This window comes from Kitasatospora sp. NPDC053308 (genome assembly GCF_055585785.1).
Genome location: NZ_JBVJJY010000006.1, coordinates 300,518 through 316,016 on the forward strand (window position 1 = coordinate 300,518; position 15,499 = coordinate 316,016).

Annotated in this window: 13 protein-coding genes and 1 other RNA gene; 7 read left to right on the forward strand and 7 right to left on the reverse strand. The window is 76.3% G+C overall.

Translation table 11 applies throughout. The features are described 5' to 3' along the window. Positions 1-28: 28 nt before the first annotated feature. The gene (locus ACZ6Y7_RS16815; RefSeq protein ID WP_465758626.1) at positions 29-2,119 is read right to left on the reverse strand and encodes an alpha/beta hydrolase family protein; all 2,091 of its coding nucleotides are present in this window, start codon (positions 2,117-2,119) and stop codon (positions 29-31) included. Further along, complete coding sequence (gene lanL, locus ACZ6Y7_RS16820) at positions 2,116-5,175, reverse strand: class IV lanthionine synthetase LanL (protein ID WP_465758791.1); 3,060 nt, start codon at positions 5,173-5,175, stop codon at positions 2,116-2,118. The genes ACZ6Y7_RS16815 and lanL overlap by 4 nt, the downstream gene beginning before the upstream one ends. 496 nt (positions 5,176-5,671) lie before the next feature. On the opposite strand from lanL, the gene ACZ6Y7_RS16825 reads away from it, so the two are divergent. From ACZ6Y7_RS16825 to ACZ6Y7_RS16835, 3 genes are read left to right on the forward strand one after another with little or no spacing between them, the layout of a single operon-like run. Continuing rightward, the gene (locus ACZ6Y7_RS16825) at positions 5,672-6,508 is read left to right on the forward strand and encodes a Nif3-like dinuclear metal center hexameric protein (protein WP_465758627.1); all 837 of its coding nucleotides are present in this window, start codon (positions 5,672-5,674) and stop codon (positions 6,506-6,508) included. Positions 6,509-6,531: 23 nt separating this feature from the next. Next, on the forward strand, positions 6,532-7,275 hold the full coding sequence (locus ACZ6Y7_RS16830; protein WP_465758628.1) for a zinc ribbon domain-containing protein: 744 nt from the start codon (positions 6,532-6,534) through the stop codon (positions 7,273-7,275). A gap of 4 nt (positions 7,276-7,279) precedes the next feature. Further along, complete coding sequence (locus ACZ6Y7_RS16835; RefSeq protein WP_465758629.1) at positions 7,280-8,455, forward strand: bifunctional RNase H/acid phosphatase; 1,176 nt, start codon at positions 7,280-7,282, stop codon at positions 8,453-8,455. An 18-nt stretch (positions 8,456-8,473) separates the two neighbouring features. Here ACZ6Y7_RS16835 and yaaA read toward each other — a convergent pair whose 3' ends face one another. After that, on the reverse strand, positions 8,474-9,259 hold the full coding sequence (yaaA, locus tag ACZ6Y7_RS16840; protein ID WP_465758630.1) for a peroxide stress protein YaaA: 786 nt from the start codon (positions 9,257-9,259) through the stop codon (positions 8,474-8,476). Between the two features lie 10 nt (positions 9,260-9,269). Continuing rightward, positions 9,270-9,725: a DUF3995 domain-containing protein gene (locus ACZ6Y7_RS16845; RefSeq protein ID WP_465758631.1), complete on the reverse strand. Its 456-nt coding sequence runs from the start codon at positions 9,723-9,725 to the stop codon at positions 9,270-9,272. Between the two features lie 221 nt (positions 9,726-9,946). Between ACZ6Y7_RS16845 and ACZ6Y7_RS16850 the strand changes: the two genes are divergently transcribed. The 3 genes from ACZ6Y7_RS16850 to rnpB all read left to right on the forward strand — a co-directional run bounded on the left by ACZ6Y7_RS16850 (position 9,947) and on the right by rnpB (position 13,512). Further along, positions 9,947-11,443, forward strand: coding sequence for an RNB domain-containing ribonuclease (locus tag ACZ6Y7_RS16850; RefSeq protein ID WP_465758632.1), 1,497 nt, complete (start codon positions 9,947-9,949; stop codon positions 11,441-11,443). Positions 11,444-11,597: 154 nt separating this feature from the next. After that, positions 11,598-13,100 (forward strand): MFS transporter, encoded by a 1,503-nt coding sequence (locus ACZ6Y7_RS16855; RefSeq protein WP_465758633.1) that lies wholly within the window; start codon positions 11,598-11,600, stop codon positions 13,098-13,100. Positions 13,101-13,113: 13 nt separating this feature from the next. Next, an RNA gene (rnpB, locus tag ACZ6Y7_RS16860) (RNase P RNA component class A) lies at positions 13,114-13,512 on the forward strand. Positions 13,513-13,570: 58 nt separating this feature from the next. Here the strand turns inward: rnpB and ACZ6Y7_RS16865 are convergent. After that, complete coding sequence (locus tag ACZ6Y7_RS16865; RefSeq protein ID WP_030056921.1) at positions 13,571-13,828, reverse strand: hypothetical protein; 258 nt, start codon at positions 13,826-13,828, stop codon at positions 13,571-13,573. A gap of 160 nt (positions 13,829-13,988) precedes the next feature. After that, entirely contained in the window at positions 13,989-14,387 is a 399-nt protein-coding gene (locus ACZ6Y7_RS16870; protein ID WP_465758634.1) for an ACT domain-containing protein, read from the reverse strand. 167 nt (positions 14,388-14,554) lie between these two features. On the opposite strand from ACZ6Y7_RS16870, the gene ACZ6Y7_RS16875 reads away from it, so the two are divergent. Continuing rightward, complete coding sequence (locus tag ACZ6Y7_RS16875) at positions 14,555-15,229, forward strand: PadR family transcriptional regulator (RefSeq protein ID WP_465758635.1); 675 nt, start codon at positions 14,555-14,557, stop codon at positions 15,227-15,229. Positions 15,230-15,268: 39 nt separating this feature from the next. Here the strand turns inward: ACZ6Y7_RS16875 and ACZ6Y7_RS16880 are convergent, their stop codons facing one another. Beyond that, positions 15,269-15,466, reverse strand: a complete 198-nt coding sequence (locus tag ACZ6Y7_RS16880) for a hypothetical protein (protein WP_465758636.1) — start codon at positions 15,464-15,466, stop codon at positions 15,269-15,271. Positions 15,467-15,499 lie beyond the last annotated feature (33 nt).

Consider the following 15,499-nt stretch of genomic DNA (forward strand, 5'->3'; position numbering starts at 1 on the left):
CCGCGGGGACGCGGGGACGCCGGGCGGCTCAGCCCGGCCGGCCGGTGCGCAGGAACGCGGCCAGCAGTTCGTGGAGGACGGCGGCGCCCTCCTCGGCGAGCACCTCGTGGCCGGACCCGGCCGCCTCGACGTAACGGAAGTCCTCGCCCTCGATCCGGCCGATCCGCAGCAACTCGTGCCGCAGCGAACGGGATTGGCTGACCGGTACGACCTCGTCCCGGTTGCCGTGCACCACCAGCAGCGGCGCGCTGAGCCGGTGCGCCAGCTGCAGGACGTCGCGCGGCCCGCGGGCGTCGGCGATCGGTTCGCCGCCGCCCAGCCGGGTGGTCAACGCCCTGACGGGGGGCGCCGCTTCGGCCAGCAGCCGGGCCCCCGACAGGAAGGGGGCGACCACCGCGCAGCGGGCGACCTGGTCGGCCGGCGCGTGCGCGGCCGCGAGCAGGGCCAGGAACGCGCCGTAGCTGACCCCGAAGAGCGCGGGCGGCTCCAGGCCGAGCGCCGCCCGCTGCCCGGCGATGCCGTCCAGCAGGTAGAGCACGTCGTCCAGGTCGGGCCCGCCCCAGGCGCCGCGGATGGCCAGGGCGTGCGCCACGCCGTAGCCGGTGGAGCCGCGCTGGTTGGGCGCGACCACGGCCAGCCCCTCGGTGGCCATCCGCTGCAGGGTGGGGTCGAACTCCAGTCGCCAGGCGTCGGCCGGGCCGCCGTGCAGCGCCAGTACCAGGTGCGGGCTGCTCAGCCAGGCGTCGCCGCCGTACACCACCGCTTCCAACGGGCCGGCCGGGCCCGCGAGTTCGAGGCTCTGGGCGGACTTCCAGCGGCCGCCCTCGCCGGGCGGGGTGCTGCCGTCCAGCCGCCAGCCGGACGGCGGGGTCCGGACCGGGCGCACCCCGCCGGGGTGCCAGGGCAGGACGGTGTCCCGCCAGGGACCGGGCAGTCCGGAGGAGAGCGGCGCGAGTTGGAGCGGCAGGGGCATCGGGGCCGCCTCGGCCGGCAGCGGGCCGTGCGCCAGCAGCGCGTCCACGTCCAGGGTGGCCAGCGCCGCCGGGTGGTCGGGCGAGGAGTAGGGCATCCGCAGGCCGGCGGCGTCCCAGTGCCCGACCGCGCCGAGGCGTCCGGGCGGCACCGGCAGCGGGTCCAGCCGCCCGGCGGCCGGCCGCCACAGGGCGAGCGCCGACCCGGCGCCGTGGTCGATCTGCACCGCGACCCGGGGGCCGTCGGCCGCCTGCCGCAGCGCGACCGGCCGCAGGAACATGCCCGCGACGTGCAGGCACTCCGGGAACCGCAGCGGCTCGCCGCCGCCGAGGACGCCCCAGCCGAGCCGGTCGGTGCCGGGCGCGTCGCTGCGCACCATGGCGAACCGGCTGTCCGGGTCGAAGAGCACCAGGCGGTCGTTGCTGTGCTCGCCGATCTCCAGCAGCGGGGTGGCGGTGCCGCTGCGCAGGTCGAGCACCACGCTGCGGACCAGGCCCGCGGTCACCCGGTCCAGGGCGAGCAGGGCGCCCGCGCGGTCCAGCCAGGCCCCGCCGCCGTGCAGGCCGGGGATCTCGGCGACCCGTTCGGGCTCGCTGCCGTCCGTCCGGACCAGCCAGGCGGTGGTCGCCGGGCGGGTGTCGGTGCCGAGCGCGACCGCCACCGGGGTCCGGGGGCCCGCGCCCTCCGGCACCGGGAGCGGCAGCAGGCGCAGTCCGGGCATCCGCAGGGAGCCCAACGGCTGCTCCGCGGCCGCGGTTTCGCCGTGCGGGGCGGACGACTCGGGCACGCCGTACAGCCCGTTCGCGCCGCCGACGCCGTACAGCCCGCCCGTGCCACCCCCGCCGCCCGATCCGTACGGCCCGGGCAGGAGGCGGACCAGGTCGTGCCGCTCGCCGTCGTGCCGGCAGACCAGCACCGAGCCGTCCGGCAGCGCGACCAGCTGCGAGCGCAGGCTCTCCGAGCGGTTGCCGGACAGCGGCAGCGCGAGCGGCACGGCCGGGGCGCCGTCCTGCGGCAGCCGCCAACTCTCCACGTACCAGCCGCTGTCGGCGGAGGCGGCCAGGCAGGCGGCGTGGCCGCCGTCGGCGGCGAAGGTGAAGCTGAGCCGGCGCAGCGCCTGCGGCACGGTCCGGGTGGCCACGTTCACGACCCGTTCACCCCGCTCGACGGGGGAGGCAGACGGCGGACCGAGGGCGGGAGCGGGTCCAGCCAGAGCCGGGGGCCGCCGTGGCGCAGCCGCAGCAGGAAGGCCAGCGGGCCTGCCGTGCCGGTGCCGTAGGCGGGGGCGCAGCCGGTGCCGGTCTCGTCCGGGAGGACCAGGAGTCCGTCGCGCAGGGCCGCGCGGGCGGCGAGGAGCGCGGCCAACTGCTCGGCGCCGGAGCGGAATCCGGGATCGCCGGTGGCCTCGGCGAGGTCCAGCAGGTACTCGCCGTCGCCGGCCAGTCCGTGGCAGGCGCTCGCCCCGCCGTGCCAGCGGCCGGCCAGCACGGCCCGGCCGGCCGCGCGGGCCAGGTCGAGCGCTTCGGTGTCGCCGGTGGCGCGCCAGAGCCGCAGCAGGAAGCTGCCGGCGCCGGAGGAGCCGCTGCACCAGTGCGCGAGCCGGATGTGCTCCGGATCGCCCGCGCTCTGCGGCCACCAGGCGGTGGGGCCGCCCGGGTGTGCGGCACCCCACCGTACGGTCGCGGCGAGCGTGTGCCCGGCCTCGGCGGCGCCGGCGAGCAGGGCGCGGTCGCCGGTGGCCCCGGCGGTGGCCAGGAGGAAGGCGCCCACCCCGGCCACACCGTGGGCGAAGCCGAGGTGGGTGATCCCGGCGAGCGCCGAGTCGAAGTCCTGCGGCACCGGCCAGACGGTCCCGTACGGCTCGCGGCGGGCGGCGGCGAGCAGGGCGCGGGCGCCGTGCGCGGCCCGTTCGAGGAACTCCGTGCCGGCGAAGTCGTCCGCGGCGAAGCGGAGCCGGGTGAACCCGGCGCCGGCCGCGCCGTGGCACACGTCGGGGTTGGGCCACCGGACGGCGATCCGGCGGGCGAGCCCGGCGGCCCGGTCGGCCAGTGCGGCGTCGCCCAGCGCGCGGGCGGCGTCCAGCAGGGCCCAGGCCGTCCCCGACCGTCCGAAGTGCAGTCCGGGCAGCACCACCGGTTCGGCGGCGACGCGCCGCTCGATCCAGTCGGCGGCGGTCCGGGCGGTGCGCGCGGCCCGCGCCCGCACCTCGTCGGGCAGCCGCTCGGCGGTGACCGCCCGGGCCAGCACGGCCAGCACCCCGGCGGCGCCGTGCTGCACGTTGCACGGATCGGTCCGTTCGCCGGCGGGCACCACCGGCCACAGCCGGTCCCGCCGCTCCGGCGTGGCGGTGGCGGCGACGTGCCGCAGGCCGTCGTGCAGCAGGCGGTCGAGCGGCGGGCGGTCGACGGGCGGGGCGGCGTCGCCCGGGGTGGCCGGTCGGGGGGCCTGCGGTCGGCCGGCCTGCGGTCGCGCGGTCCCCGGGGGTGCGGGCTCCACGTCCGCGCCCCGGTGGGCGGGGACGTGCCAGAGGGGGGTGACGACGGCGGGTCGCGCGGCGCCGCGGGGCGGCGCCGCGTCCGCCCGCAGGGCCTCCCGCACCCGGGCGATCGCCCACCGCCGCTCGGGTGCCTCGGCGCGGAGCCCGAGTATCGCCGGTGCCAGCCGGGCCGCCGTCGTCCCGTACCGCGCCGCGAGGGCGAGCCAGCGGCCGAGGCGCTCGGCGACCGGGCGGGCCCGTGGGAGGTCCTCGGGCAGCAGCGGGTCATGGCCGGTGGCCAGCAGGAAGAACAGGCCGCCGAGGGCGTACAGGTCGACGGCCGGGTCGGCGAGGCAGGTGCCCGCGGCGGCGAGCCGGCCCGGCCCGTGTTCGGGGGCGCGGTAGCCGGGGGTGCCGGCCGATCCGGCGGACCGGCCGGCCTCGGCGGCGAGTTCGAGGTCGACCAGCCGCAGGGTGCCGTCCGGGCGGACCATGACGTTGCCGGGGGAGAGGTCGCGCAGCACCAGCCCCTGGGCGTGCACCCGCTCGACCAGGTCGAGGAGGGCGTGCGCGAGCGGTCCGGCCTCGGCCCAGTCGACGTCGGGGTGGCCGTCGCGCCGCAGCCGGGCGGCGACCCAGCTGCTGAGCGGCTGTCCGGCGATTCGTTCCTGCACCAGGAAGACGGAGTCGTCCTGTTCGATCACATCGAGGGCGCGCGGCGCCAGGTCCTGTCCGCTCAGCCGGTCGAGCAGCGCGGCCTCGTGGCGCAGCGCGTCCCGGGCGTCGGTGCCGGCCCGGTCGACCTCGATGTGCGCCCGGGCCTGCTTGACCACGACCTCGGCGCCGCTCGACGCCTCCCGCCCGAGGAACACCCCGCCCTTGGCGCCGTGCCGCACGGCGGCGGTCACCGCGTACCGTCCGGCCAGCAGCACCCCACCCTTCCGCCGCCCCGAAGCCGAAGCAGACACCGGGGCCGAAGTGGAGGCCGAAACCGAAGCCGGGGCCGACTCCCCGCCCGCGCCCGTGACCGCAGCGGAGCCCGCACCGGGGGCCGACCCCACCCCGCCCCGCAGCGGATCCCGCGCCCACCCCGGCGCCCGGTACGACCCCCCGCGCAGGTCCTCGGCCCGCTCCCCGCCGGGCCCGCGCAGCACCGACCGGTACTCCCCGTCGTTGCCCAGCTCCGCCGGCAGCGCGAACGCGCCGTACCGGTAGTGCACCCGGCTCCCGGGCCGGTACGGCCGGTCGGAGAGCACCACCGGCCCCGGCAGTCCGGCGGTGGCCCGGTCGAGCTCGGCCGCCAGCCGCTGGAACTGCGCGTCGTCCAGCGGATAGACGGTGATGAACTTGCCTGCCGAACCGCGGTCGCTGTTGCGGGAGTTGAGTTCCCGCAGCCGTTCCTGCGCGGCGGCGAACTTGAAGCTGCACGGGTCCTCCGCGAGCACCCGGACGACGGCCGAGAGCACCTCCTCGCCCACCACCGACGCCGCGCTCACGTGGAGCTTCCACCCCTGTGCGGGCGGGGTCGAGGACGCGGACGGCCTGGCCGTGCACCAGAAACCACCGACGGTGACGTCCCAGTCACCGCGGCCTCCCCGGTCGCCGGCGCCGGCCAGGGCCGCCCGCGTCGTCTCCGGCCACGAACCGGCCGCATCCGGTCCGCGCCCCACCGATCCCCTGTCCCCGGCCGTACGCAGCGATGTGCCCGCCCCCATCCGCCACCACATCCCTTCGTCCCGGCCGCCGCCTCCGGGTGCCCGCTGCTCGGGCACCCCGGCCTCCGGCCCGGCCTGATCGGTTTCCTGTCGCGCCCCGCCCCGGGGGCCCGGACCGCTCCGGTCCGGCGGGCCGCGCCCACGCCGTGCCGCCCGTACACGGGGCTACTGGCGGGGCAACTCCCGTTCGCAGGACTGAAGTTAGTTTCGAGAAAACCGAAGCCTCAACGCCGGGCCGGTCACTTCACTCGTAAGGGTGATCCAAGCGCGGTTTCGAATTCGTACGAGAACCCTGCTGTGAGTAACGGGCGCCGGGCGCACCGGAGCGCGCGGCCCGCGCGGGCCGCCCCGCACGCCTCCGCCGCAGGTTGACGCGCATCCGTACGCCCGCGGCACCCCCGTCCGAACGGCCGCGCCGGGTCGCGGCGGGCCGCACCGACCGCTGCGCCGACCCGTGCGGCGAACGGCCGAGGCCCGACCGCCCCCGCGCGCACGGTAGTCTCGACAGGTGCCGAAACTGTCCGACGTCATCACCGCGCTCGAAGAGGTCTACCCCCCGCAGTGGGCGGAGTCCTGGGACGCCGTCGGCCTGGTCTGCGGAGACCCTCAGGCCGAGGTCGACCGCGTGCTCTTCGCCGTCGACCCCGTGCAGGCGGTCGTCGAGGAGGCCGTGGAGTGGGGCGCCGACCTGGTGGTCACCCACCACCCCCTCTACCTGCGCGGCACCACCAGCGTGGCGGCCACCACCTTCAAGGGCCGGGTGGTGCACACGCTGATCACCCACGGCATCGCCCTGCACGTCGCCCACACCAACGCCGACCACGCCGACCCGGGCGTCTCGGACGCGCTCGCCGAGGCCGTGGGCCTGCGGGTGACCGGTCCGCTCGTACCGGACCCGACCGACCCGCTGGGCCGCCGCGGCAGCGGCCGGATCGGCCTGCTGGAGCCCCCGCTGACGCTGTCCGCGTTCGCCGCGCAGGTCGCCGCGGGTCTGCCGGCCACCGCCGCCGGCGTCCGCGTCGCGGGCGACCCGAACCGGCTGGTCAGCCGGGTCGCGGTGTGCGGCGGCTCGGGCGACAGCTTCTTCGCCGACGTCCGGGCGGCCGGCGTGGACGCCTACGTGACCGCCGACCTGCGCCACCACCCGGCCTCCGAGGCCGCCGAGGCGGCGCCCGTCGCGCTGATCGACGCCGCCCACTGGGCCACCGAGTGGCCCTGGCTCGGCCTGGCCGAGCGCGCCCTGCAGTCCGCCGCCGACAAGCGCGGCTGGACCGTGGAGACCAAGGTCTCCCACCGGGTCACCGACCCGTGGACGGCGCACGCCCCCATGTCCTTCACCGCCTGACCCGATTCACAGGAGCTCTCCGCTTGAACGCCGCGCCCGCCGACCAGAACCGCCTGCTCGACCTCCAGGCCATCGACTCGAAGCTCGACCAGCTGGCCCACCGGCGCCGGACGCTGCCCGAGCACGCCGAGATCGACCGGGTCTCCGCCGACCACACCGCGCTCAAGGACCTCGTCGTCGCCGCCGAGGCCCAGAAGGGCGACACCGCCCGGGAGCTGGCCAAGGCCGAGCAGGACGTCGAGCAGGTCGTCACCCGTGCCGCCCGCAACCAGCAGCGCCTGGACTCCGGCGCGATCACCTCGCCGAAGGACCTGGAGAACCTCCAGCACGAGATCGGCTCGCTCGCCAAGCGCCAGGCCGACCTCGAGGAGGTCGTGCTGGAGATCATGGAGCGCCAGGAGAGCGCCAACACCCGGGTCGAGGAGCTGTCCGCCCGCCTGGAGCACTCCACCGTCGTCCTCACCGAGGCCGAGGGCCGCCGCGACGCCGCCTTCGCCGAGATCGACGCCGAGGCCGAGAAGGTCAAGCGCGACCGCGAGGCCGTCGCCGCCGTCATCCCGGCCGACCTGCTGAAGCTCTACACCAAGCTGCGCGAGACGCAGGGCGGCGTCGGCGCGGCCCGCCTCTACCAGCGCCGCTGCGAGGGCTGCCGCACCGAGTTCTCGATCACCGAGCTGAACGCCATCAAGGCCGAGCCGGCCGACAAGGTGGTCCGCTGCGAGAACTGCTCGCGGATCCTGGTCCGCACCGCCGACTCGGGCGTCTGAGCCGGTGGCGGCGCGCTTCATCGTCGAGGCGGACGGCGGGTCCCGGGGCAACCCGGGGCCGGCCGGCTACGGCGCGGTGGTCCGTGACGGGGACACCGGGCAGATCGTCGCCGAGGCCGCCGCGTTCATCGGCCACGCCACCAACAACGTGGCCGAGTACCAGGGGCTGATCGCCGGGCTCAAGGCGGCCCGCGGGCTCGACCCGGACGCCTCGGTGGACGTCCGGATGGACTCCAAGCTGGTGGTCGAGCAGATGTCCGGGCGCTGGAAGATCAAGCACCCCGACATGCAGCCGCTGGCCGCCGAGGCGCGGACCGTCTTCCCGCGCGGCCGGGTCACGTACACCTGGATCCCGCGCGAGCGGAACAAGGACGCCGACCGGCTGGCCAACGAGGCGATGGACGCGGGCAAGGCCGGGCGCCAGTGGGAGCCCAAGCCGAAGGTCCCGGCCTCCGCATCCGCCGCCTCCGCATCCGCCGCCTCCGCATCCGCCGTCGACGAGCCGCCGCTGCGGACGCCCGCCCCCAAGGCCGGCTGGGCCGCCCCCGCCGACCTCGGCACCCCGACCACCTTCGTCCTGCTGCGCCACGGCGAGACCCCGCTCACCCCGGAGAAGCGCTTCTCCGGCAGCGGCGGCAGCGACCCGGAACTCTCCGACAAGGGCCGCTGGCAGGCCGAGCGGGCCGCCGAGGCGCTCGCCGCGCGCGGCAGCATCCAGGCCGTGGTCGCCTCCCCGATGCGCCGCACCCGGCAGACCGCCGAGACCGTCGCCGCCCGGCTCGGCCTGGAGGTCCGGTACGAGGACGGGCTGCGCGAGGTCGACTTCGGCGACTGGGAGGGGCTGACCTTCGCCGAGGTGCAGGAGCGCCACCCGGAGGACCTGGCGGCCTGGCTCGGCTCCGCCAAGGCCAAGCCGACCGGCAGCACCGAGAGCTTCACCACCCTCACCCACCGGGCGGGCGTCGCCCGGGACAAGATCATCGCCCGCTACGCGGGGAAGACCGTGCTGGTCGTCTCGCACGTCAGCCCGATCAAGACGCTGGTCCGGCTGGCCCTCGGCGCCCCGCCGGACTCGATGTACCGGATGGAGCTGAGCGCCGCCTCGATCTGCGCCGTCCAGTACTACGCGGACGGCAACGCCTCGCTGCGGCTGCTCAACGACACCTCGCACCTGCGCTGACCGGCCCCGGGGTGCCGCTCAGTGCACCTCGGTGACCACCACGTCCAGCTGCCACGGCTTGCGTGCCGTGCCCTCGGCGGCGAGCTCCACGCGGTGGCCCAGCTCCAGCAGCGCGTCCATCAGCTCGCCGGGGGTCTTCGGCTCGGCCCCGGCGACCAGCAGGTCCCGGACGAGCCGGCCCTTGGTCGCCTTGTTGAAGTGGCTGACCACGGTGCGCTTGCCGTTCCGCTCCTGCAGCACCCGGACGGTCGCCGTCCGGGAGGCCACCTCGCCGGCCGGCTTCCAGGCCGCCGCGTACGCGGAGCTGCGCAGGTCCAGCACCAGCCCGTCCGCCACCTCGGGGAGCACGGCGGTCATCGCCCTCCGCCAGTACGCCCCGAGCGCCCCCAACCCGGGCAGCTTGACGCCCATCGAGCAGCGGTAGGAGGGGATCCGGTCGGAGACCCGCACCGCGCCCCACAGGCCGGAGAACACCAGCAGCGAGCGCTCGGCCCGGCCGTGGGCGGCGGGGTCCAGGGTGGCCAGGCCGAGGTTGTCGAACAGCACCCCGGTGTACACCTCGCCCGCCGGACGGGCACCGGCGGTCGGCAGGCCCGCGTTCTTGGCGATCTCGCCGCGCAGCCCCGGGGAGAGGCCCAGCACCTCGGCGGCGGTGTCCTCGTCACCCCGGCAGAGGCCGACCAGCGCGTCCAGCACCGCCCCGCGCGCCGCCGTCAGCCCGGGCAGCGACAGCCGGTCCAGCGCCACCGGCCCGCCGTCCCCGGACCCGGCCTTGCCCTCCGAGGGCGGCAACAGCACCAGCACAGCGGACTCCTCAACAGTTTGTGGCGGACGAACCCCGCCACCCTACTGCGGCCGCTCCGGCCCCCAACGCCAGGCAGAGGGGCGAGTAGTACCGGCGGTCCAGCCGCCGGAACCGCTCCGAGCGCTCGATCACCCCGCCGAACAGCGCCAACCCGCCCACTCCGCGCGCCAGCATCACCCCGGCCACCGTCCGCACCCCGGCCCGCCGCAACCGTTCCGGCCCCACCCCCGGGAGCACCCCGGCCTCCGACCCCACCAGGTACGCGGCCGTTCCGAGCAGCCCGGCCACCCTGACGCAGGCCGCCGCCGACGGCACCCCCTCGCCCGCCCCCACCACGGCGTCCGCGAACTCCTCCGGCGTCCTCAACGGCCACGGCGTCACCGCCCACAGCACGTGCAGCGCCCCGGTCGCCGCCAAGGCCCCCGCCACCACGGTTCCGACCGCCCGCACCCCACCACTCGTCACCGAACCTCCTCCGCCCCGGGCCACGTGCTCCACCGTACGAGCCCTTACACCCGCCCCCGCCGGGAGCGCCCGACCTCCCCGCCCCCGCCGGGCGGCGCGCGGTCGCCGCCGATCCGTCCCCATCCGCACTGATCCGCCCTGATCCGTACCGATCCGCGCCGATCCGGGGCGGCACGCCGAGCCTCCGTCCGGAATCACCCGATTCGCCCTACGCTGCCTCCATGCCTCGCCGAAAACTGCACGTCAAGGCCGCCGACTCGGCCCGGATCAACACCGAGCTGACCGAACTCCGCGCCCGCCTGGAGATCCACACCGAGTGGCCGGAGGCGGTGCTGGCCGAGGCGGAGGAGGCGGCCGAGCGCCCCCGGCTGCCCGAGTACGACGCCACCGACCTGCCGCTGTTCACGGTCGACCCGCCCGGCTCGCGCGACCTCGACCAAGCCATGCACCTCGCCCACCGCGCCGGCGGCGGCTACCGGGTGTTCTACGCGATCGCCGACGTCGCCGCCTTCGTCCGCCCGGGCGGTGCGATCGACGCCGAGGCGCGCCGCCGGGTCGAGACCCTGTACTTCCCGGACCACCGGATCCCGCTGCACCCGGCCCGGATCTCCGAGGACGCCGCCAGCCTGCTGCCGGGCGAGCCCCGGCCCGCCCTGCTCTGGCAGCTGGACCTGGACGCCGACGGCGCCGTGGTCCTCGCCGACCTGCGCCGCGCCCTGGTCCGCTCGCACCGCCGCCTGGACTACGCCGCCGTCGAGCGCGCGGTGGACCTCGGCGGCGCCGACGAGCAGCTCGCCCTGCTCGCCACCGTCGGCCGGCTGCGCGAGGAGCAGGAGCGCGCCAGGGGCGGGATCAGCCTGCCGGTGCCCGAGCAGGAGGTCGAGGAGACCCTGCACGGGTACGTCCTCGGCTTCCGCGCGCCCGGCCCCGCCGACGGCTGGAACGCCCAGATCTCGCTGCTCACCGGGATGGCCGCGGCCGAGCTGATGCTGGACGCCGGCGTCGGCCTGCTGCGCACCCTGCCCGCCGCGCCGGCCGGTGCCTACGAGCGGCTGCGCCGGATCGCCGTCGCGCTGGACGTCGACTGGCCGCAGGCGCTCCCGTACCCGGAGCTGATCCGCTCGCTGGACCCGGACGTGCCGCTGAACGCGGCCTTCCTCAACGCCTGCACGGGCCTGCTGCGCGGCGCCGGGTACCACGCCTTCGACGAGTCCCGCGGCCTGGCGGCGCCCGCCGCGCCGGACCACGCCGCGCTCGCCGCCCCGTACGCGCACTGCACCGCGCCGCTGCGCCGGCTCGGCGACCGCTTCGCGCAGGAGGTGTGCGCGGCGGTGGCGGCGGGGGAGGACGTGCCGGACTGGGCGCGCGAGGCGCTGCCGGAGCTGCCGGCGCTGATGGCGAGCGGGGACCGCCGGGCCGGCGAGGTCGAGCGCGCCTGCGTGGACCTGGTGGAGGCGGAGCTGCTGGCGGGCCGGGAGGGCGAGGACTTCTCCGCCGTGGTCATCGACGTGGACGAGAAGCGGCCCGCCTCCGGCACCGTCCAGCTGCGCGACCCGGCGGTCCGGGCACGCTGCGACGCCGGGGGCGGGACGGCCGGGGGGACGGGCGGCGCCGCGGATGGCGCGGCCGTCGGCCGACTGCCGCTCGGCCAGGTGATCGACGTCCGGCTGACGAAGGCCGACCCGGCCACCCGGACGGTCCGCTTCGCCGCCGTCTGATCCGCGCCCGACCGCCCGCCTCCGCGCCACCCACGGCCGCGCCGACCGCCCGCCTCCGCGCCACGCACGGCCGCGCCGCCCGCCCGCCGACCGGTCGCCACCCGTACGGTCCGCCCCTCTCCCCGCCCGCGCGCCGTGATGGGAGGATCGGTCCGTGTCCGAAGCCCTGTCCCTCCCCGCCGTGTCCGAGCCCGCGACCGGGCGGCGCCGCCGGCTGCTCGTGCTGGCGATCTGCTGTCTGAGCCTGTTCATCGTCGGTCTCGACAACACCGTGGTGAACATCGCCCTGCCCGCGATCCAGCGGGACCTGCGCGCCCCGGCCTCAGGGCTGCAGTGGATCATCGACGCCTACACCCTGGTGCTGGCCTCGTTGCTGATGCTGTTCGGCTCGGTGGCCGACCGGTTCGGCCGCCGCAAGGTGTTCCAGACCGGACTGGTCTGCTTCGCGCTCGGCTCGCTGCTGTGCAGCCTGGCGCCGAGCCTGGAGTGGCTCGTGGCGTTCCGGGCGCTGCAGGCGGTGGGCGGGTCGATGCTCAACCCGGTGGCGATGTCGATCATCACCAACACCTTCACCGATCCGCGCGAGCGGGCGCAGGCGATCGGCGTCTGGGGCGGTGTGGTCGGCATCTCGATGGCACTCGGCCCGCTGCTCGGCGGCTTCCTGGTGGACGGCGCGGGCTGGCCGTCGATCTTCCTGATCAACGTCCCGGTCGCGCTGGCGGCCATCGCGCTGACGGCCCGCTACGTCCCGGAGTCCCGCTCGCCGCGGCCGCGCCGGCTGGACCCGGTGGGGCAGGTGCTGATGGTCGTGCTGCTGGGCTGCGGCACCGCCGCGATCATCGAAGGCCCGGGCCACGGCTGGACCTCCCCGCTGATCCTGGCGCTCGCCTCGGCCGCGGTGGCCGCGCTGCTCGCCTTCCCGCTCTGGGAGCGCCGGGTGGCCGAGCCGCTGGTGGACCCGCGGTTCTTCGCCAGCGCGCCGTTCACCGGGGCGACCGTGACCGCGGTCTGCGCCTTCGCCGCACTCGGCGGCTTCCTCTTCCTCAACACCCTCTACCTGCAGGACGTCCGGCACTACGGCCCGGTCGAGGCGGGCCTGTGGACGCTGCCGATGGCCGGGATGATGCTGGTCTGCGCGCCGCTGTCCGGACGGATCGTCGGCAGCCGCGGGCCGCGCCTGCCACTGGTCGCGGCCGGCCTCGGGCTGGCCGCGAGCGGGCTGCTGCTCACCCGGCTCGCCGCCGACTCCCCGCCGGCGCTGCTGCTGGGCGCGTACGCGCTGTTCGGCTTCGGCTTCGGCATGGTGAACGCGCCGATCACCAACGCCGCCGTCTCCGGCATGCCGCGCGCCCAGGCGGGCGTGGCGGCCGCGGTCGCCTCGACCAGCCGTCAGGTCGGCCAGTCGCTGGGCGTCGCGGTGATCGGCACGGTCGTCACCTCGGCCGTGGTCGGCCCGGTGGCCGGCGGCTTCGCCCCGGCCAGCCGCGCCGGCTGGTGGATCCTGGTCGCTCTCGGCGGCGCGATCGTCCTGCTCGGCCTGGTCACCACCACGGCCTGGGCGAGCGCGACGGCCGCGCGGGTGGCCGCCCGCCTCGGCGGCGAGCCGCCGGCCGTCCGGTCCGGTGTACGGGAGGCACCGCCCGAGCGGCTACGATGACCACTACGGCGGAAGAGCCGGCCGGGCGGTCGCGACGGGTCTGCGGACCCGCCGAGGAACGTCCGGGCTCCACAGAGCAGGGTGGTGGGTAACGCCCACCCGGGGTGACCCGCGGGACAGTGCCACAGAAAACAGACCGCCCACCGCTTTTCGGGGTGGGTAAGGGTGAAACGGTGGTGTAAGAGACCACCAGCGACCGGGGTGACCCGGCCGGCTAGGTAAACCCCACCTGGAGCAAGGTCAAGATCGGCGCCCTCGGGCGCCGTGCGCGGACGATTGAAGGCTGCTCGCCCGAGTCCGCGGGTGGACCGCACGAGGCTGTCGGCAACGGCAGCCCTAGATGGATGGCCGCCTCCCCGGGCCGCGCGAGCAACCCGGGAGACAGAACCCGGCGTACAGGCCGACTCTTCCGCCCCCTCCCCGTCCGCGACCGGGCGGGACGCCCCGCGACGGCGGGGGCTTCCCCGCGACTACGCGGGATGCGCGCCGACGGCGTCGCGGATCTGCTCGCCGAGGCCGCCGTTGACGCGGGCGCAGTTGGCGCAGCAGAAGAACATGCCGGCCACCTCGACGCCGTGGCCCACGATCCGGACGTTGCACTGCTCGCAGCGCGGCGCGAGCTTCTCCATCGCGCACTCGAAGCTGTCGAAGGTGTAGGTGTCGCCGGTGACCGTCTTGATCTCGAAGGCCAGCCAGTAGTCGTTGCCGCAGGTGACGCAGATGGCCATGGCGGCCGTCTCCTTCCGCTGGGGCCGCGCCCGGCGGGGCGGCTCACTCCCCAGTGTCGAAGGCCCGGTCGGAGGCGGCCACCCGGCGGGACTGTCGGGCGGACCGGGGCGGCGGACCGGGGCGGCGGACCGAGGTGGTCCGCCGCCCCGGTCCGCCGCGTCAGGCCGAGCGCTCGGAGAGCTCCTCCAGGGCGCGGACGGCGCGTTCGGCGTCGTCGGCGGCGACGAACAGGTGGTCGTGGTGGAAGCCGGCCACGACGTTGCAGCTGATTCCGTCCTCGGCCAGGCGCCCGGCCACGGCGGCGGTCAGCCCGACGGCCTCCAGCGCCGAGTGGATCCGCAGGGTGATCCAGGCCGCCACGTACCTGTAGCGGAGCCCGAGCGCGTCCGCCTCCTCCTGGGGGACCACCACCGTGACCCCCTCGGGTTCGGCGACGGTCACCACCGGCCGCATGCCGGCGGGCACCTTCGCGGGGAGGGTGCAGTAGACGTACCGCCCCGGGTTGAGCAGCGGGCGCATCCCGCGCAGCAGCGTCGCAAGATCTCGTTCTCCGGCCATGCCCGCCACCGTAGCGGCTGGGCGGTGGGCGGGCCCGGGCCCTGCGCGTGTCTCGCGGATCAGTCGGCGGGCTATCGGCCGACCGTTGACGAGCGACAGTCACCGATATATCGTCGAACTATCGAGACAGTAACTCGACTGTTTCGGCGAACCAGGAGGTGAGCGTCATGCGCTCAGGAAAGCGATTTCGTGGAGAGGTCCCGGGCGGCGGTCGGCGCCGCGGGCCGGGGCCGGAGTTCCGGGGCATGCCCGGGGAGGGCTTCGAGAGCCGGGCGGCGTTCGGCGGGTTCGGTCCGCCGTTCGGCGGCGGCGGTCCCGGCCGGCCGATGGGCGGCCCGTTCGGGCACGGCTTCGGCGGGCACGGCGGCCGGCGCGGCGGGCCGCACGGACGACGTGGCGGCCGGGCCAGGCGCGGTGACGTCCGCGCCTCGCTGCTGGCCCTGCTCAAGGAGCGGCCGATGCACGGCTACGAGATGATCGCCGAGATCACCGAGCGGACCGGCGGGGCCTGGCGGCCCAGCCCGGGCTCGATCTACCCCAACCTCCAGCTGCTGGAGGAGGAGGGCCTGATCGTCGCGGAGGAGGTCGGCGGCAAGCGGCTGGTCTCGCTCACAGAGGCGGGCCGGGCCGAGGCCGAGGCCGGGCCGGCGGAGCCGTGGGCGGAGGCGGGCCGGGAGGTCGACTGGGAGGCCGTCCAGGAGGTGGGCCAGGCGCTCGCCGCGGTCGACCAGGCGATCCGTCAGGTCATGGCCACCGGTACCGAGGCGCAGCGCGCCAAGGGCCTGGCCGTGCTGACCGAGGCCCGCAAGAAGCTGTACCTGATCCTCGCCGAGGATGACTGACCGGCGCGGGGGGAGAAGCACGGCGGGCGGTGCCGCCGCTCACGGTCGGACCACGAACAGGCCCACGCAGACCAGCAGCAGCACCGCCCAGCCGAGCCACAGCCAGCCGTCGGGCCCGATCGTCACGGTGTAGAGGCTCACCACCAGCAGCAGCACCCCGGTGACCCAGGCGACCTGGCGGTTGTGGTGCGCGACGGAGTCGGACCGGCTCCTCGGGTGCCGTACCGTCCTGGCCATGCCGACCTCCCGGGAAGGCGATGGGGAGCGGGC

What these genes read in the sequence shown, in the direction of transcription:
- ACZ6Y7_RS16880 (WP_465758636.1), bottom strand. Translation starts at nt 15,466, where the DNA reads ATGGCCAGGACGGTACGGCACCCGAGGAGCCGGTCCGACTCCGTCGCG.
- lanL (WP_465758791.1), bottom strand. Translation starts at nt 5,175, where the DNA reads ATGTGGTGGCGGATGGGGGCGGGCACATCGCTGCGTACGGCCGGGGAC.
- ACZ6Y7_RS16870 (WP_465758634.1), bottom strand. Translation starts at nt 14,387, where the DNA reads ATGGCCGGAGAACGAGATCTTGCGACGCTGCTGCGCGGGATGCGCCCG.
- ACZ6Y7_RS16875 (WP_465758635.1), top strand. Translation starts at nt 14,555, where the DNA reads ATGCGCTCAGGAAAGCGATTTCGTGGAGAGGTCCCGGGCGGCGGTCGG.
- ACZ6Y7_RS16865 (WP_030056921.1), bottom strand. Translation starts at nt 13,828, where the DNA reads ATGGCCATCTGCGTCACCTGCGGCAACGACTACTGGCTGGCCTTCGAG.
- ACZ6Y7_RS16850 (WP_465758632.1), top strand. Translation starts at nt 9,947, where the DNA reads ATGCCTCGCCGAAAACTGCACGTCAAGGCCGCCGACTCGGCCCGGATC.